Below are 16,572 nucleotides of genomic sequence, written 5' to 3' on the forward strand. Positions count from 1 at the left end.
TATGGTTTCCATGCACAGCATCCAAGGAAATCTCCGTAAAAACGGAGAGTTTATCAATAATCAGGGTGGTGCACTTTTACACCATAATTCCCCGATCCCTTGGCCTACTTTTGCACAATATTTAACACGTTTAGTCACCACCCCAGAGCTGTTTTGACCTGATCCCCGTTGATTAATTCACTGTTTTTTAACCATAACCAAAAAACTCAAGGAAATAGAAACGGGCTGTGATTTGTGTAAATCGTCCACACATAAAATCAGCCATAAATAAAAGTGATTAAATCATAGGTGTTTATTCAAGGTTCAGTATACGAGACTATTGTGTAGGGATTCCTTTTGAGGTGGTAAGTGATACGTACCATTGAGAATTGTTCAGGCAGTCTGACAACAAGAGCGCGGTAGCCTTTTTTAATATATCCCTTTACATTCCAGTATATTGTTGTTTTTTCTTGAGTTGGCGAATCTCAATTTGTTCGGTGTCATCGGCGAGGTGTCGGCGGTCACAGTGTAATGCCGATCAAGGACTAACTGAGCGGATTCGAGTTTGAACTCAGGGCTAAAATTACGCCTATGACTTCAGTTCATTGTGTCACCTATTTTGACTATGAGGCGATGATATCACCTCTATTCAGGTGGCCAAATTTAGTGTGCCACTTCAATTTGTCAGAAGAGAAAGTTATCGGTAGAGAAAGATGCAAAGAAGCGGGGTGAACAATAAAAGACTTAGCCGCGTTATATCGATAATTTTTAATTAATAACTAAATAATTCATTCTGTATGTATGTATCGCTCATTAATTCCTCTATTGTGAATCTCTTAATATTGTCTATCTTGAGTAAATCATCTGTCTAATCAGTGGTTCTGTTCCACTGTGGGCCAGTACATAGCTATCGACATTGTTATCTATACCAAGGATTAAAAATGAAATTAGAAACATTATCTATTCATGCAGGTTATTCACCAGATCCCACCACCAAGGCTGTTGCTGTGCCTATTTATCAGACTTCTTCTTTTGCCTTTGATGATACCCAGCATGGCGCTGATTTATTTGATTTAAAAGTTGCAGGCAATATTTACTCACGGATTATGAACCCGACTAATGATGTGTTAGAACAACGGGTTGCTGCCCTGGAAGGGGGAATTGCCGCACTGGCGGTGGCATCAGGCATGGCGGCGATTACTTATGCTATCCAGACTATTGCCGAAACGGGCGATAACATTGTGTCAGTCGCAAAGTTGTATGGCGGAACTTACAACCTGTTGGCTCATACTTTGCCACGTTATGGGATAGAAACCCGATTTGCCGATCATGATGATATTGATGCTTTAGAAGCTTTGATTGATGACCGAACAAAAGCGGTTTTTTGTGAATCTATTGGTAACCCCGCGGGCAATATTGTTGATTTGAAAAAATTGGCTGATGCCGCCCATCGGCATGGCGTGCCACTGATTGTCGATAATACGGTCGCGACACCTATTCTCTGTCGGCCATTTGAGCATGGTGCTGATATTATTGTTCATTCATTAACTAAATACATTGGTGGCCATGGTTCCAGTATTGGCGGGATTGTGGTGGATTCCGGCAAGTTTCCGTGGGCGCAATATCCGGATCGTTTTGCCCAATTGAATACCCCCGATCCGTCTTATCACGGCGTGACTTATACCGAACAATTCGGTGCAGCAGCTTATATTGGTCGTTGCCGAGTCGTACCGCTGAGAAATACCGGTGCGGCACTGTCACCCTTCAATGCATTCCTGATTTTGCAGGGGCTGGAAACCTTGGCTTTACGGATGGAACGCCATACTGAAAATGCGCTAAAAGTGGCCCATTATCTGAAAAATCACCCACAAGTCAGTTGGGTTAAATACGCCGGCTTGCCCGACCATCCCGAGCATGAGTTAGCCCAGCGCTATTTTGGCGGCAAACCTGCGGCGATATTATCATTCGGTATTTATGGTGGTCAGGCCGCGGGGGGGCGATTTATTGATGCGCTGAATTTGATCGTGCGGTTGGTGAATATCGGTGATGCTAAATCATTGGCGTGCCATCCGGCCTCAACCACTCACCGGCAGCTCAATGATGAGGAACTTATCAAAGCGGGGGTGCCGCGGGATATGGTGAGATTGTCGATTGGTATTGAACACATTGACGATATTCTCAATGATTTGACTCAGGCATTGGATGCAGCCAAATCATAAGACAAATAATGATCTCGTTGGATGAAACCGGTAACTCAACGGATACCGGTTAAAAACGCTGGCGACAAGACTTAGCTTGCAGCCAGTGTTGTAGCAATGACTTTCGCATAAGGCGTGGTTGGGCGACCAATAAGTTTGCTCAATGTATGACTATCATCAAATAGCCCACCTTGAGCCGCACCCGCATCAGAATCCGCTAACAAACTGGCAAAACCTTCCGGCAAACCCGCGCTGATCAGTGCTTGTTTAAAGTCAGCTTCAGACAAATTTTTGTATATTACTGGCTGACCCGATTGGCGCGCAATTTCTGCAGAGAATTCAACCAGTGAATAACTGTCATCACCGGCTAATTCATACACTTTACCGGCTTGATTTTCTTGAGTTAGCACTTCTGCGGCGGCCTGCGCGTAATCTTCACGAGTGGCAGAGGCGATACGCCCATCCCCAACAGCACCAATAAATGCACCATGAGCCAGTGCCGGTGCAATGCTTGCGGCATAGTTTTCGGTGTACCAGCCATTTCGCAACAATACCACCGGCAGACCTGATTCACGCAAAAGTGTTTCTGTGGCGCGGTGTTCTTCGCCTAATCCAAGGGGACTTTTATCTGCGTGCAGTAAGCTGGTATAAGCCAACAATTTGACGCCCGCATGTTTGGCGGCATTAATTACCGCGGTATGTTGGGCAATACGTTGTCCTACTTCACTTGATGAGATTAACAACAGTTTATCAACCCCTTGGAATGCCGCCTCTAGTGTGGTGGGTTGGCTATAATCCGCTTGACGTACCTGAATCCCTAATGCGGCCAAATCACCGGCTTTTTCAGGGCTGCGGACTGCGGCAATAATTTCACGGGCAGGGACTTTTTTAAGTAATGCATTGATAACAAGGCGGCCTAGTTGGCCTGTAGCACCGGTTACTGCGATCATTATGACGCTCCAAATAGAGTAGGAAGATAACGAGTGACGAGCAGAAATAAAGTGGTTTTATTCGCGAAAAACTCGCCCTGAAGATCATCATATGCAATATACTAACTTTAAGTAAGTACGTACAAAAAGGTTAGTATGAAAATAATAGAGTCGCAAAATTTAACGGGTATTCTTTCGTTTCCAGAACAAGTCCGGCGGGGTGAGTTACTCAATGTAGATTGCCCATCAAGAGACGTGCTCAAGCGCGTCACCAGCCGCTGGGGAGTGTTGGTACTCATTGCTTTGAGTAATGAAACTCTGCGTTTTAGTGCCTTGAGAAGAAAGATTGGGGGTGTCAGTGAAAAAATGCTGGCGCAAACTTTGCAAAACCTCGAAGAGGACGGCTTTGTTGACCGTATTGCCTATCCGGTTGTCCCCCCTCATGTGGAATATAAGCTGACCCCACTGGGAAAAGAGGTTCAGGAGCAAGTCGAAGGGTTAGCGGTCTGGCTTGAGGAAAACTTGCACCGGATTATGCAGAAGCGGCAACAGCGGGCCGCATCATGATCGGTCGATACGCCAAAACAGCCATAGCTTAACCATGGCTGTTTTTGTATTTAACATCAATCTCTTACAACGTTTTTAATGCTTCAAGTGACTCGATAGCCATGGAAGGGACAAACTCGGTCACACTATAATCAGCCACGGCATTAAACGGATCTTCTGCCAATATTTTATCTAACGCTTCACGATCTATACTTTTTGCCAAAATAATGCCACCGGTGCGCGGAACTTTACGGCCAGAGGCGATAAAAACACCCTGTGCATAATATTTTTTCAACCAATCTTTATGGCTTTCAGTCAGGGCTTCTACGACGTCGATAGGTTGATGGTAAGTCAGGCTGACAACAAACATGCGGAACTCCTTCTGGGCGTTATCTATTTAAGATAAATTTGAATTCAATATAACGCCTTAGCGCATGGCTGGCATCCCCAAAATGATAATTTTGCCAAATGGTTTTTTTAATAGCTAAATTTTTTATATTGAAAGCAATAATGCTTATTTCATTTATTGCATGGTTCAGCGTTTACTCTTAAATCAGCAGTTCGACTCGTTTTACTCAATAACCTGGAGGCAGTAATGGCTAAAATTACGGCATGGTTTACCGGACTTTCCTGGTGGCAGCCAGCCTTTGTATCCAAGGGCGAGGCTGGTAGTGCATCCCAGGCTGATGGCGCGCATTTACTGGAAACAATAAATGCCATTGGCGGGCTATATGGGATTGAATTTATTCATCATTAAATATTAATGCTTATTTAATATCGAGTTCTAAAAAAGATTTCATCAAAAAGACAGATAATCTTCTGATTGAAAACTTAATTTATTGCTTGCCGGGTAAATATACATGAAACTGAGTAAAGCTTTATCTCTGAGTGGGATATTGAGCGTCTCATTAAATGCCCCTGCTACTGGTGACCCATGAAATGCATTTTGCCCGAGATATCGCCGATAGGATGATTTTTATGGAACAGGGAAAATCGGCGATGACGGCGTGCCACAGGATATTTTGGTCACGCCGCGCCATGCCCGAACCCGGCAATTCTTTAATCTGATCAATGACCGCTGAATGATGCTCGCTTAATCCAGGATTGCACCCAACCCGGCTTGGAGAACATCACCAAATTACCGAATAGAATGAGCAGTAAACCGATGATGGCATTCAGGTGCCAGTGATAGCCTTCGTAAAATGTTGAGATGGTGAGTGCAACCAGCGGGAACAGCAAGGTGCTGTATGCCGCGCCACTGGCCCCGATGCGGCCAATCAAACTGAAATAAGCGGCAAAGGCAATGACAGAGCCGAAAATAGCTAAATACAACAATGAGCCAAGGTAACTTGACGTCAGTTCAATCGTGAATGAGTGATGTTGAATAAGGCTGAAAAGCCCCATTAATACAGCACCATAAGTCATGGCATAAGCATTGGTTGATAGAATATCCAACCCTCGGCGTTGGTGGCGGCTGCTTATCATGTTACCCAGAGAGAAACCGTAAGTTCCCAGCAAGCTCAGGCCAATGCCTTTCAGTAATTCGGGGGCTATTTGAGCGGCGGTGAGATCTTGCCAGAATAGGGCCACAATACCTATCATCCCCAACATACTGGCAGGGAGTAGGTTAGGGCTCAGGCGTTGGCGAAAGAATATCATGCCGTTAATGGCATTAAACAGGACCGCCATAGAGAAAATAACCGATTCCAGACCGCTGCTAATATATGCCGCCGCATGATAAAAACAGTAGAAGTTAAAAGCAAAGACACAAAACCCTTGGGCAACACAAAAGAGATGATCACGTAAGGCGAGATGACGTAAGCGGCGAACAAGCAGTAAAATAATCATCATGACACCGGCTGCTAATGCGAACCGATAAAATATAGATACCGTAATAGCAACACTCCCTTGTTGTTGCAGGGTGATCGCAATCCATGTTGTTCCCCAAATCAGGACAACTAATAAATAAAGCAGCGCGTTCATGGTTAATTCTCATCACTTCTCAAAACATCAGTATCTACCCAGCAGGCAAATGCGGCTTTCAGAGGCTTGCGGTGAGTTGCAAAATCTTGCGCATTTTTGCGAGAAATAACTGGAAAATATGGTTTGCGGCACAGCAAGTCATTAAACTGAGGCCATCAGCTTTACCACAGGAAGTCAGTGCGATGTTGGAACGCTATCAAGCCTTTGAAACCCTTAGAGAACATAAAGCTCGCTTGCATGATTGTGTGCAACTCGGCTCGGGTATTCAATTGGCGGCCTGGTCCAATCGTGATGACTGTATTACACAAGAAAGCCCGGATCACCACACCCTGAGTTTGTATGTCGCAGATGGCTATGAGTGTTATCACAAAACGCGGGCGGGGTGGAAAAATGGTGGGGGGCCGGATCGTTTTTGCATTATGCCAAAGGGCAGTTTATCGAGTTGGGATGTCAGAGACGATTTGTCATTTGTGCATTTGTATTGCACCGATAACCATTTGCGCCAATTGGCAGAACAGATCTGGGAGCGTAGCCCTCAATCCGTTCAAGTTGATGAACGTATTTTTGCCGAAGATCCGCAAATAACACTGTTATATCGGCAATTTTTACTGAATTGTGATTGGCAGGAGCAATCCAATCATTTGGCGCTCAGCAGCGCTGCTACTTTGCTGATGACCCATTTACTCAAAAACTACACCCAGTTGCAGTGGGCTATTCCTGCTGTTCGCGGAGGCTTGGCCCCAGTCGTATTAAAGCGGGTAAAGGAATATATCGACAGCGACCTTGCACAGCCGCTGTTATTATCAGACCTTGCTGAACAGGCTGGGCTGAGTGAATTCCATTTTGCACGGATGTTCAAACAAAGTACTGGGTTGGCACCACACCAGTTTGTGTTAAAAGCTCGTTTATATCGCGCAGAACAATTAATAAGGCACAGCTTGATGCCATTGATTCATATTGCTTTGGCGTGCGGGTTTAGCTCTGCCAGCCATTTTAGCAACTGTTTTAAAGCTGCATATGGGGTAACACCCTCGCTAATGCGGCAATGCCAATCATAGCGAACGCCTATGTCTGAGTGATACTACAGCGGGCAACTTAAGTCACCTTCAGAACAATTTAAGAATGATTTCAGTTGGCTGGTGCGCTCTTCAGTTTTATGGGTCAAGCACGCAGAAATGATCATCGGATGTACTGAACCCCCTTCGGTAGCTGATGACTGGAAAGTACAGTCCGCATCACGGTATTTTATCCAGGTCAGCTGCGCACTTTTTAATAATGGCCTTTGGCCGACAGATATTTTGGCAAGAACTTCTTTATAAGTGCGATTAAGTTCAGCATCGGCTTTTTTATAATCTAAAGTCGCACATTGGTTCATATCTTGCTGTGTTACGGCATTTTGACAATTGACAGCCCAAGCTGGACCGAGTGGTAATAGCAACAACGACACCCACATCATTTTCTTCTTTAGCATCATCACTCCAAAATAATAATAACTAAACACAACAGATAGCCCCTCCTCATTAAGGTGGGGCTTTGAATGATATGACATTTATTTCTTGGCCGCTGCCAGAATATCTGTTTTCATGTCAGATATTTTTTTATCGGGTGATTTTTTACAGATATCAATGACTTTAGGGGTATATACAGTATCGACTTCCTGAAAATCGACATTGTCGCCTTTTTTATACTGAGTATCTTCATTCAGTATCCAGAACGCCACGGGCGTCATACTTTTAGGATTAAGATCAAGAAATTCTTTGCAGGTCATGTCTTTTGGTGTGGTGTAAGAGGCGAATACGGGAGTCATTATTGTGACTAAGAGAGTTGCAATAGCAATGCCAGGCAATGATTGATAGGTCATAGTTATTTCCTTAGATATTTGTTAAATTTCATAGAACATTATTAATGTATGATGAGCACTTTTTCTCGTTATTTAGCATGGGCTATAAAGCTATATCCTGCCAGGTTTGTTCCGGTTTAAATGGTATGAATTAAACCGTAGTGTTATTGATTTTTCATGGTGATGTACCTATATGACTGATTTTTATAATAGGCGGTGAGTTGTTTGCTGTGTGGCTTATTTTGGTAGACGTGGTGGTATGAATGGTTAATAGTTATTGATGAATAATAGTGAGAATCACCATTAGCGAGCTAATAGCAAGCGGATAAATAAAACTATCTTATGCTTATAGGGTGGTAGTTGTCTGAACACCTCCGCTAGCGCGGATCTACACTGACCCATTATCATGTGTTATAATTAGACGTGTTATTAAAGAACCAGTCAAGTTAGTTAATTTTACTTTTACATTTTATTTTTACTCTGAATAATAGGTGATTTATATTTATGTCTTTATTTTCTTTTTATCATAGCTGCTTGGGGTTTCTTTCCAAGAAGGTATTTGGTAAACACCCCAAAGGTGAACCAGTGAAGAGAGAGAATGGGAAAAATGAATTATCTACTCTTCAGTTGGACGTATTACTGAATGCCGAAAAGCAAATTGCTATTATTACGACAGACTTAGATAACTGCATCACGATATATAATGTGGGCGCAGAGAGAATGTTTGGTTACTCTAAAGATGAAGTCTTAGGGAAACCGATATCAAACATATTATATATCCCTGAAAATGGTGAATCTCAAGTTGATCTGGACTATTTATTACTTAATCGGCGTGAAGCCAATGAGTGGTGTTATCAACGTAAGGATGGTAGCCGTTTCTGGGGCACATTGAGTGTCCATGAAATAACCTCTGATAGTGGTAACGTTATGGGGTATATCAGTGTGATTGCGGATGTGTCGGAAAGAAAATCCTTATTGATAGAACTGGAAAAAAGTCAGCAGATGATGGACAGGTTAACTAAAAACTTGCCAGCGATGATCTATGCATACTATTTAAATTCGGATGGCGAGTCTTATTTTAGTTATTGCAGCGAAGGGATAAGGCAAATATTTGACCTTACACCTGCTGATGTTTTATACGTACCACAAGAGAATAACCCACTATTTAGCCGTATCCATACTGATGATAGGGAAATGCTAAAACAAGCTGTTATCACATCCCAGCAGAATTTATCCGTTTGGAGTTGTGACTTCCGTGTGATCCTACCGGGAAAGGGGACGCATTGGCTCCATGGTGAGTCTTTCCCAACCAGTAAGGATGACGGCTCGGTCATTTGGTATGGCTCGTTTTTTGATATTACAGAACTTAAACAGTCTGAATCTATCCTAAAAGCATTGTCACAAACAGATGTGCTAACGGGGGTGGCAAATCGCCGTCACTTTGATGATATTTATCAACATATTTGGCAGCAAAATTGTACTGAAGGGGGGACTCTGTCTGTGTTGATGATTGATTTTGACAATTTTAAAAGCTTTAACGATCTCTATGGCCATGCCATGGGGGATGTTTGCTTGAAATCCATTGTTGAAACGTTATCAAAATCTATTCGTGGCGGCTCAGATATTCTGGCTCGCTATGGTGGTGAGGAGTTTATTGTCTTGCTCGCACCAAGCACTTTGCCAGATGCAAAGGCGGTTGCCGAACGCATGCGCCATTCTATTGAAGAACTGGATATTCCCCACGGCATGTCACCCCATGGGCGAGTGACTATCAGTGTGGGCGTGGCATCAGTCTCTGAACCTGGTGAGCATCTGTCGGCGACAGATTTGTCAGAGGCTGCAGATAAAGCACTATACCGGGCGAAAACTGCAGGGAAAAACCGGGTTGAAGCAGTGGCACTGAATTAATGGGTGACAACCCTATCAATAAATGTGGGGCAGGGAGAAGGTATGACTGCCCCACAAATGCCAATAGCAGGTGTGATGATTGCTCGAGTTAAAAGGCGATATCTTGCCTTAATCTCACTTAGTTTGTGTGATCTTGCGCTTCACGCAGACGTTCTTGTTCTTCAGCGATGACGGCCTGAATCTCCTCGAGTACCCCCTCAACATCGACAGCCTGAGTGCTCTCAGCAAACTCACCGGTTAATGGAGTTTCAGGATGTAATTTACCATCCTCATAGAGCGCCCACATCTCTTTAGCATATTTAGTGCCAAGCAATTCAGGGGCGTATTGACCATAATAATGCGTCATATTCGCCACATCTCGCTCCAACATGGCCTTAGCATGGTTATTCGCTGCGGCATTAACGGCTTGCGGTAAATCGATAATCACCGGGCCGTCTTTATCGATTAAGACATTAAATTCCGATAAGTCACCATGAACCAGGCCCGCGCACAGCATCCGAACGACATAACGGATCATTATGGCATGGTCAATCAGGGCTTGTTCTTTGCTAAATGGGACATCACTGAGCCGCGGGGCGGCAAGGCCGTCTTCATCGGTGACCAGTTCCATTAGCAACACCCCATCGAGGCAGGCATAGGGTTGTGGCACGCGAACGCCAGCATTGGCTAACAAGTACAATGCATCCACCTCGGCGGTTTGCCAGGTTTCTTCTTGCTGCTTACGGCCAAACTTAGACCCTTTCGCCATGGCGCGCGCATCGCGGCTATTACGCACCTTGCGACCTTCTTGATACTGAACCGCTTGCTTAAAATTGCGGTTCTCTGCTTCTTTGTAAACTTTAGCGCAGCGGATATCCTGCCCACAACGGACAACATAGACATCTGCTTCTTTGCCACTTTTTAAACGACGGATGACTTCGTCAACCAAGCCGTCATCAACCAGCGGTTGGATTCGTTTTGGAATTTTCATGGCGTCCTTGTACCCTATTTAAGCCCGCGATGGAATGGCTTGGGCTGAATTTTCCTCCAGTTTACCATTCGAGCCCATCTGCGGGTGGGTTTTTACTGTGTATCAAGCTGCACTGAACTGAGCATTATGCAATTTGGCATAAGCCCCTTTCCGGGCGAGCAGTTCGTGGTGGTTACCTTGTTCAACAATACCTTCTTTATCGACCACAATGATGCGGTCAGCATTTTGAATCGTGGCTAAACGGTGCGCAATCACCAGGGTGGTGCGCCCTTGTGATAATTCAGTCAATGCCAACTGAATAGCTTGTTCAGTCGCCGTATCCAATGCAGATGTTGCTTCATCCAGAATCAAAATCGGCGGGTTTTTCAGGAAAATACGCGCAATAGAAAGGCGCTGTTTCTGCCCACCCGATAATTTTACGCCGCGCTCACCGACCACGGTATCCAGGCCATCAGGCAGGCTTTCAATCAGCTCATCTAAACGGGCTTGTCGCGCCGCCGCCATGATTTCGTCATCACTGGCATCCAACTTGCCATAGGCAATATTTTCGCGGATAGAACCGCCAAATAAGAAAACATCTTGCTGAACTATACCAATATTATTGCGCAATGATTGCTGAGTCATATCACGGATATTGATCCCATCAATGGTGATTGCTCCGTCATCAAGTTCATAGAAGCGGGGGAGTAATGAGCACAATGTGGTTTTGCCGGCCCCCGATGGCCCGACGAATGCGACGGTTTCGCCCGCGCGGATTTGTAGATTCAAGTGAGTAAAGATTTTGCTCTGCGGTGAATAGCCGAAACTGACATTTTGGTAGCAAATATCGCCTCTAAGATGCCCGACTGGTCGGGCATCTGGTTGATCGACAATATCGGGCAAGGTATCAATCAATTGAGTGAATCGCTTAAACCCCGCGATTCCTTTCGGGTAACTTTCCAGAACTGAGGTTATTTTCGCGACTGGGCGGAAAAAAACTTCAACCAGCAATAGAAAACCGACAAAACCACCATAGCTCAACTGATCATGAACGACATACCAGGTACCGACGACCATCACAATCAACTGCACCAGACGGGTGCTGAGATAGCTCATGGTCATGCTGGTGGTCATGATGCGGTAAGCCTTCAGCTTCGTCGTACGATAGTTTTCGTTATCTTTGGCGAATAATTTCTTCTCGTGGGATTCGTTTGCGAACGCTTTTACAACACGAATGCCCCCAATACTTTCTTCAATCCGGGCATTAAAATTCCCTACCTGACCAAAGAGCCGCCGCCAGGTATCTGTCATTTGTGCGCCATAACGGCTGACCAGATAGGTCATAAACGGCACTATAACAATAGTGAGCATGGCCAGTGGTAGATGAACGGACGCCATCAGGATAAAGGCACCAATAAAAGTCATCACTGCAATAAAAAGATCTTCCGGGCCATGATGCGCAATTTCCCCAACTTCCTCTAAATCTTTCGTAACATGGGTGATGATATGGCCGGTCTTCATATTGTCGTAATAGCTAAACGATAACTTTTGCAGATGACTAAATGCCTGGCGACGCATATCGGTTTCAATACCGACACCGAGAGCATGTCCCCAATAGTTAACTATTGCCATGAGCGCTGTATTCAGGAGATAAATCATTAGCAGGCCCGTTGCAGCCCAGACTATCAACACCCAGTCTTGGTTAGGGAGCAGCTTATCAATGAACAGCTTTACCGCCATCGGGAAGCTCAGTTCCAGCAGACCGGCCAAAATAGCACAGCCAAAATCCAGATAGAAAAGCCCTTTGTACGGGGTGTAATATGAAAAAAAACGGCGGAGCATCAGACATCCTTACAATTACAGAGGGAAATGACGACACAAAATAAGGAAATCGGTTTGTGACATCATAAATCGAAATAGTTCTTAATAGCGTTTATTTTGCCAGTTATTAACCGATAATAAAATTCTTATCTTTGAGAATATGCCAGAAGCAAAGATAAAATCGAGTGGTGTTAGTGATTTCATAGCGAGGACAATGAACATGAAGTTGACGATGACGGATACTCCTACTAGTGAAGATGTCGCAGAGATAATGGCAGGGTTGAAAGCTTTTAATCGCAATTTTGTCGGTGATAACGGTCGTAAGCCAATAGCGGTGTTTATAACAGGTGAGCACGGTGAAAAGTTAGGCGGCATTACTGCTTATACATTAGGTAATTATCTTAGTATAGAATTGCTGTGGGTATCCGAGACATTACGTCATTCCGGGGCAGGCAGTAAATTGATGCAGGCAGTTGAGCAGGAGGCGATACACCGGGGATGTAAATTCGCCCAAGTCGATACATTTAGTTTTCAGGCGCGGCCTTTCTATGAAAAACATGGCTATCAATTGCAGATGGCGCTAGAAAATGTCGTGGATGAGTATCATCGTTATTATTTAACTAAAAGTTTAATGAGCTAAATTGTCTCGAAGATCAATATAGACAGATAAAATCTTATGGCGCTCGCACTCTGTGTGAATAGCGCTGCCACAATGTAGCCTAGCAAGACACAAATGCACGACACCATTTTTACGATGGCTACGTGCATTATTTATGCTTGCTATACTCAAACTATGAATATTGAGCTTTTGACGAAAGCTCACATTTTCGCTGAATAGCATCTAGTCTTAAGCTTTTATTAGGTTAATCTGGTTTACATGGGATTAACTCATGTAAAGGGACATGAATATGGCGACCTCCGCACATAAAAAATTATCACTGTGGTCATTAACTTCGCTGGTCGTCGGTTCAATGATAGGTGCAGGTATTTTTTCTTTACCGGCAACATTTGGCCGAGCCACCGGGGGTTTTGGTGCACTCATTGCCTGGATTATTGCCGGGGGAGGGATGCTGACGCTGGCCTTTGTTTTCCAGACATTGGCACAACGTAAACCTGAACTCGATTCTGGTGTTTATATTTATGCTAAAACCGGATTTGGTGACTATGCCGGTTTTGCGTCGGCTATCGGTTTCTGGGCTGGTGCATGTATCGGCAGTGTCTCTTATTTTGTTTTGATCAAATCAACACTCGGGGCATTCTTTCCACTATTTGGAGACGGCAATACTTTATCTGCTGTTTTAATTGCCTCATTTATTTTGTGGAGCTTCCATTTTATGGTGCTACGCGGCATCAAAGAGGCCGCGACGATTAATACCATTGCAACTTTTGCTAAAGTTATTCCAATATTTATTTTTATTATTGTTTTAGCATTTGCCTTCCACACCGATACCTTCGCATTAAATTTTTGGGGGGCTCAGTCTCTGGGAGCTGTGGGCGATCTCTCTCATCTGGATGATTATGGTTATACCGGTCATGCGGCCTTGGAAATAGGCGCAGGTACTGAGTCTCTGTTTTCTCAAGTTCGCAGTACTATGTTGGTGACGGTATTTGTTTTTGTCGGTATTGAAGGTGCAAGTGTTTATTCCCGCTATGCCAAAGAAAGAAAACACGTTGGCATAGCGACCGTTTTAGGTTTTATCGGTGTTTTATGTCTGCTGGTGTTAGTGACCATGCTTTCCTATGGTGTACTGCTGCGCCCTGATTTGGCTGCTTTACGTCAACCGTCCATGGCGGGTGTGTTAGAGCATATTGTTGGCCGGTGGGGTGCCATATTTATCAGTATTGGATTGATCATCTCAGTGATGGGGGCCTATTTATCATGGACTCTGCTGGCGGCCGAAGCACTCTATTGTGCCGCAAAAAGTAATATAATGCCGAGTGTCTTAGCAACCGAGAATAAACATGGAGTGCCCTCCGCTGCGGTTTGGATGTCCAATATTTTCATTCAATTATTCTTAATTGTTACGCTTTTCACCGAATATGCTTTCCAACTCGCCCTTGAGTTAACCAGCTCACTGGTTCTGATTCCCTATCTCCTGGTTGCTGCCTATGGCTTGAAATTGGCCTGGACCCGAGAGACATATTCCTTGGGGTCGAAAGACCATAAGAAAGACTTTATTATTGCGTTGATAGCCACTTTTTACGCCGTATTGATGGTGTACGCCGGGGGGGTGAAATACATATTATTGTCGGCGGTGATATACGGTCCAGGAACTTTGCTGTTTATTATCGCAAAACGTGAGCAGAAAAAATTAGTCTTCTCGGCTATTGAACAATGTGCTTTCGCTGTGGCGCTTATTGCAGCTGTCGCGGCGCTATACAGTCTTGCGACAGGTATTATTACCGTGTGATAAGCTTGACGATATTGAGTGATAATAGGCGGGGAACCCTAAGCCCGGCCTATGACGTGCAATACATTATCTATCTTAATGTGTTTGGTGTATCCCCCTATTTTTACAATGGGTGGGCTTGATCTATAACACAGACTACGACAGGATCGCGTTGGGAAAGCCTGCTATCAGGCTAGCGCTAGCATGATTAGTGATAAAAATGCGCCCAATAAAACGCGATTTTTCTTATGCAGGGTTACGGCTGGTGTTTTTTTGCCAGTAGGTATTGCTTTGAAAAAACGAGAAAATATCACCCAGAATAGTGACTATTCGACGGGTATTGGCGACGCGCAATTTGCGCTCGTGGTTTTACTGACAACATCATGTTTGCTGATCGCAACCACGTTGGTTGTGATCCTATGGTTAATTTGATGCGCCATAGAAATTAGGGAGAATGTATGGATAAGAGTTTGTTTGATGACAATAAAGTCATTGCACTGATTGGTTTACTTTTGGCGGCACTTATTGTGGTTAGCACCATGTTTGTGATGACCTATATGGCGGACCGCCAGCGCAACGAAATACAAACCATTGATGTGCAGAGTTGCTACAAAAAGAACTGAGAATATATTCGCCGGTTAGCGTATGTAAGCATTCAGGCGAATAATAGTATTGTGCGGATTACGCCAGTTTCTGGTGAGTGGTATGCAAGGGCAAAGCGATATTGAGGTCAATATCTGTATTTTGTCGGAAGTCATACGGGGTTATGCCGTAACGTTTTCTGAACATGTAAGTAAAGTGTGACTGTGAGCCAAAGCCAAAATCCAAAGCAATATCGAAAATAGTGCTGTCACTGCTTCGCAGTTGATAGACAGCTCCCGCTAAGCGCCTTTCCCGAATATATTTACCTAATGACACCCCTGTCACTTCTTTAAATATTTTCTGCATATGCCAGAGCGAGTAGCCTGAGTACGCGGCTAACTCTTCAAGGTAGATGACTCGCCCCAGATGGGTTTCGACCCATTTACTGAGGGCGCAGACTAACGCGAGATGATTTTCTTGTGACATTATTTAGTCTGTTTTTTCTGGTTAGGGGGAGTGCAGTATACACAAGTTGAATCTAACAACACAAAACACCAAATTAGCTTTAATTGCAGTAAATATATCATGAAGTCTTTTCAAGACGTGTTTGCAAAAGAGCTTTCTGGTGCCATAGTAAAAGGGTAGTGTCATCTGAAAGGGGGAGACCCCGAGGATAAAAGGTTGAGTTTGGAAAAATAGAAATCAAAAATGATGAGGTGATCGCATGTTGATAACAGTGATTATGACTCTGATTGCGGTTGTGGGTGTAACCGTCTTTCTAAAAATGCCAGTAATGGTTCTGCATAAAGGTAAAAACGTGGGAGGTGATAAACTGTGAGACTAGAAATATTGTGATCAATAGATATGTCGTAACTTCTCTTTCGAACCAGGTGATTGATAACTATCAAACCTGGTTTTTTTACATCTATTTTTTGCCTTTGGCATCATTGACCCATTCTTCGCCTCGCATTGATCTTTTTTATCCCCAGTAAAGGCTTCAGTTGATGATTTAATGCACTGAGCTACCTCTATAGGTTGTTCATTAGTCAACGATAATCCTGACCGATAAACCGTGAACATGACACGGTCGGCTAAAGAAATATGTTCATGAGCGTGATATCCTTGCGCGATATTATTGTGAAGGAAATATTCATGTCCGAAATGTTCACTAATGACCAAGAACTGGTCTCCGATCTGGTTGCCTGCCAATTGGTTATCAAACAAATTCTTGATGTGATTGATATTATTGCGCCCACCGAAGTGCGGGATAAGATGTCTCATCAACTCAAAGCTATTGATTTCGCTTCACATCCTGCGGGCGCTGATCCGGTAACCAAGCGTGCAATTGAGAAAGCCATTGCATTGATTGATATGAAGTTTACGCAGAAGTAACGTACTATCAGTTGCGTTTTGGTCTGTACATTGAGCACAGACCAAAACCCGTGAG

Annotated in this window: 18 protein-coding genes and 1 pseudogene; 10 read left to right on the plus strand and 9 right to left on the minus strand. The window is 44.1% G+C overall.

Annotated features, from left to right (window positions below):
- Positions 1-356 precede the first annotated feature (356 nt).
- A pseudogene (locus ACNSO8_RS10690) lies at positions 357-570 on the minus strand (IS3 family transposase); the annotation flags it as partial.
- A 350-nt stretch (positions 571-920) separates the two neighbouring features.
- Here ACNSO8_RS10690 and ACNSO8_RS10695 point away from each other — a divergent pair.
- Positions 921-2,198: a bifunctional O-acetylhomoserine aminocarboxypropyltransferase/cysteine synthase gene (locus ACNSO8_RS10695; protein ID WP_418394598.1), complete on the plus strand. Its 1,278-nt coding sequence runs from the start codon at positions 921-923 to the stop codon at positions 2,196-2,198.
- A gap of 71 nt (positions 2,199-2,269) precedes the next feature.
- On the opposite strand, the gene ACNSO8_RS10700 is transcribed toward ACNSO8_RS10695, so the two are convergent.
- Entirely contained in the window at positions 2,270-3,127 is an 858-nt protein-coding gene (locus ACNSO8_RS10700; protein WP_418394599.1) for an SDR family oxidoreductase, read from the minus strand.
- A 135-nt stretch (positions 3,128-3,262) separates the two neighbouring features.
- Between ACNSO8_RS10700 and ACNSO8_RS10705 the strand changes: the two genes are divergently transcribed.
- Positions 3,263-3,673, plus strand: a complete 411-nt coding sequence (locus ACNSO8_RS10705; protein ID WP_418394600.1) for a winged helix-turn-helix transcriptional regulator — start codon at positions 3,263-3,265, stop codon at positions 3,671-3,673.
- Positions 3,674-3,737: 64 nt separating this feature from the next.
- Here the strand turns inward: ACNSO8_RS10705 and ACNSO8_RS10710 are convergent, their stop codons facing one another.
- Complete coding sequence (locus ACNSO8_RS10710; RefSeq protein ID WP_418394601.1) at positions 3,738-4,022, minus strand: YciI family protein; 285 nt, start codon at positions 4,020-4,022, stop codon at positions 3,738-3,740.
- A 225-nt stretch (positions 4,023-4,247) separates the two neighbouring features.
- On the opposite strand from ACNSO8_RS10710, the gene ACNSO8_RS10715 reads away from it, so the two are divergent.
- Positions 4,248-4,409 carry a hypothetical protein gene (locus tag ACNSO8_RS10715; RefSeq protein WP_418394602.1) on the plus strand — a complete coding sequence of 54 codons (162 nt, stop codon included), beginning with the start codon at positions 4,248-4,250 and terminating at the stop codon, positions 4,407-4,409.
- A 311-nt stretch (positions 4,410-4,720) separates the two neighbouring features.
- Here ACNSO8_RS10715 and ACNSO8_RS10720 read toward each other — a convergent pair whose 3' ends face one another.
- Entirely contained in the window at positions 4,721-5,635 is a 915-nt protein-coding gene (locus ACNSO8_RS10720; protein ID WP_418394603.1) for a DMT family transporter, read from the minus strand.
- A gap of 182 nt (positions 5,636-5,817) precedes the next feature.
- Between ACNSO8_RS10720 and ACNSO8_RS10725 the strand changes: the two genes are divergently transcribed.
- Positions 5,818-6,693, plus strand: a complete 876-nt coding sequence (locus tag ACNSO8_RS10725) for a helix-turn-helix domain-containing protein (RefSeq protein WP_418394612.1) — start codon at positions 5,818-5,820, stop codon at positions 6,691-6,693.
- Positions 6,694-6,716: 23 nt separating this feature from the next.
- Here the strand turns inward: ACNSO8_RS10725 and ACNSO8_RS10730 are convergent, their stop codons facing one another.
- Together ACNSO8_RS10730 and hdeB are read right to left on the minus strand one after the other, a co-directional pair.
- Positions 6,717-7,106, minus strand: a complete 390-nt coding sequence (locus tag ACNSO8_RS10730) for a lysozyme inhibitor LprI family protein (protein ID WP_418394604.1) — start codon at positions 7,104-7,106, stop codon at positions 6,717-6,719.
- 78 nt (positions 7,107-7,184) lie between these two features.
- On the minus strand, positions 7,185-7,496 hold the full coding sequence (gene hdeB / locus ACNSO8_RS10735; RefSeq protein ID WP_418394605.1) for an acid-activated periplasmic chaperone HdeB: 312 nt from the start codon (positions 7,494-7,496) through the stop codon (positions 7,185-7,187).
- Positions 7,497-7,979: 483 nt separating this feature from the next.
- Between hdeB and ACNSO8_RS10740 the strand changes: the two genes are divergently transcribed.
- A complete protein-coding gene (locus tag ACNSO8_RS10740; RefSeq protein WP_418394606.1) occupies positions 7,980-9,383 on the plus strand; it encodes a diguanylate cyclase in 1,404 nt (467 codons plus the stop codon).
- Positions 9,384-9,501: 118 nt separating this feature from the next.
- Here ACNSO8_RS10740 and ACNSO8_RS10745 read toward each other — a convergent pair whose 3' ends face one another.
- The gene (locus ACNSO8_RS10745; RefSeq protein ID WP_418394607.1) at positions 9,502-10,353 is read right to left on the minus strand and encodes a PA4780 family RIO1-like protein kinase; all 852 of its coding nucleotides are present in this window, start codon (positions 10,351-10,353) and stop codon (positions 9,502-9,504) included.
- A 102-nt stretch (positions 10,354-10,455) separates the two neighbouring features.
- Entirely contained in the window at positions 10,456-12,174 is a 1,719-nt protein-coding gene (locus ACNSO8_RS10750) for an ABC transporter ATP-binding protein (RefSeq protein WP_418394608.1), read from the minus strand.
- Positions 12,175-12,373: 199 nt separating this feature from the next.
- Between ACNSO8_RS10750 and ACNSO8_RS10755 the strand changes: the two genes are divergently transcribed.
- The 4 genes from ACNSO8_RS10755 (at position 12,374) to ACNSO8_RS10770 (ending at position 15,166) form a co-directional block, all read left to right on the plus strand.
- Positions 12,374-12,793: a GNAT family N-acetyltransferase gene (locus tag ACNSO8_RS10755; protein WP_418394609.1), complete on the plus strand. Its 420-nt coding sequence runs from the start codon at positions 12,374-12,376 to the stop codon at positions 12,791-12,793.
- Positions 12,794-13,061: 268 nt separating this feature from the next.
- Positions 13,062-14,564 carry an amino acid permease gene (locus tag ACNSO8_RS10760; protein ID WP_418394610.1) on the plus strand — a complete coding sequence of 501 codons (1,503 nt, stop codon included), beginning with the start codon at positions 13,062-13,064 and terminating at the stop codon, positions 14,562-14,564.
- 183 nt (positions 14,565-14,747) lie between these two features.
- Positions 14,748-14,975: a hypothetical protein gene (locus ACNSO8_RS10765; RefSeq protein ID WP_418394613.1), complete on the plus strand. Its 228-nt coding sequence runs from the start codon at positions 14,748-14,750 to the stop codon at positions 14,973-14,975.
- Between the two features lie 26 nt (positions 14,976-15,001).
- The gene (locus tag ACNSO8_RS10770) at positions 15,002-15,166 is read left to right on the plus strand and encodes a hypothetical protein (protein WP_418394611.1); all 165 of its coding nucleotides are present in this window, start codon (positions 15,002-15,004) and stop codon (positions 15,164-15,166) included.
- 58 nt (positions 15,167-15,224) lie between these two features.
- On the opposite strand, the gene ACNSO8_RS10775 is transcribed toward ACNSO8_RS10770, so the two are convergent.
- Positions 15,225-15,611: a helix-turn-helix domain-containing protein gene (locus ACNSO8_RS10775; protein ID WP_005158136.1), complete on the minus strand. Its 387-nt coding sequence runs from the start codon at positions 15,609-15,611 to the stop codon at positions 15,225-15,227.
- 666 nt (positions 15,612-16,277) lie between these two features.
- Here ACNSO8_RS10775 and ACNSO8_RS10780 point away from each other — a divergent pair.
- Positions 16,278-16,517 carry a DUF2766 family protein gene (locus ACNSO8_RS10780; RefSeq protein ID WP_005170549.1) on the plus strand — a complete coding sequence of 80 codons (240 nt, stop codon included), beginning with the start codon at positions 16,278-16,280 and terminating at the stop codon, positions 16,515-16,517.
- Positions 16,518-16,572: the final 55 nt, after the last annotated feature.

The sequence above is a fragment of the Yersinia sp. LJYL362 genome, from assembly GCF_048323875.1.

Coding starts and splice junctions, on each gene's coding strand:
- ACNSO8_RS10745 (WP_418394607.1), bottom strand. CDS start 10,353: ATGAAAATTCCAAAACGAATCCAACCGCTGGTTGATGACGGCTTGGTT.
- ACNSO8_RS10695 (WP_418394598.1), top strand. CDS start 921: ATGAAATTAGAAACATTATCTATTCATGCAGGTTATTCACCAGATCCC.
- ACNSO8_RS10705 (WP_418394600.1), top strand. CDS start 3,263: ATGAAAATAATAGAGTCGCAAAATTTAACGGGTATTCTTTCGTTTCCA.
- ACNSO8_RS10765 (WP_418394613.1), top strand. CDS start 14,748: ATGATTAGTGATAAAAATGCGCCCAATAAAACGCGATTTTTCTTATGC.
- ACNSO8_RS10780 (WP_005170549.1), top strand. CDS start 16,278: ATGTCCGAAATGTTCACTAATGACCAAGAACTGGTCTCCGATCTGGTT.
- hdeB (WP_418394605.1), bottom strand. CDS start 7,496: ATGACCTATCAATCATTGCCTGGCATTGCTATTGCAACTCTCTTAGTC.
- ACNSO8_RS10755 (WP_418394609.1), top strand. CDS start 12,374: ATGAAGTTGACGATGACGGATACTCCTACTAGTGAAGATGTCGCAGAG.
- ACNSO8_RS10710 (WP_418394601.1), bottom strand. CDS start 4,022: ATGTTTGTTGTCAGCCTGACTTACCATCAACCTATCGACGTCGTAGAA.
- ACNSO8_RS10725 (WP_418394612.1), top strand. CDS start 5,818: ATGTTGGAACGCTATCAAGCCTTTGAAACCCTTAGAGAACATAAAGCT.
- ACNSO8_RS10775 (WP_005158136.1), bottom strand. CDS start 15,611: ATGTCACAAGAAAATCATCTCGCGTTAGTCTGCGCCCTCAGTAAATGG.
- ACNSO8_RS10770 (WP_418394611.1), top strand. CDS start 15,002: ATGGATAAGAGTTTGTTTGATGACAATAAAGTCATTGCACTGATTGGT.
- ACNSO8_RS10715 (WP_418394602.1), top strand. CDS start 4,248: ATGGCTAAAATTACGGCATGGTTTACCGGACTTTCCTGGTGGCAGCCA.
- ACNSO8_RS10700 (WP_418394599.1), bottom strand. CDS start 3,127: ATGATCGCAGTAACCGGTGCTACAGGCCAACTAGGCCGCCTTGTTATC.
- ACNSO8_RS10750 (WP_418394608.1), bottom strand. CDS start 12,174: ATGCTCCGCCGTTTTTTTTCATATTACACCCCGTACAAAGGGCTTTTC.
- ACNSO8_RS10760 (WP_418394610.1), top strand. CDS start 13,062: ATGGCGACCTCCGCACATAAAAAATTATCACTGTGGTCATTAACTTCG.
- ACNSO8_RS10730 (WP_418394604.1), bottom strand. CDS start 7,106: ATGCTAAAGAAGAAAATGATGTGGGTGTCGTTGTTGCTATTACCACTC.
- ACNSO8_RS10720 (WP_418394603.1), bottom strand. CDS start 5,635: ATGAACGCGCTGCTTTATTTATTAGTTGTCCTGATTTGGGGAACAACA.
- ACNSO8_RS10740 (WP_418394606.1), top strand. CDS start 7,980: ATGTCTTTATTTTCTTTTTATCATAGCTGCTTGGGGTTTCTTTCCAAG.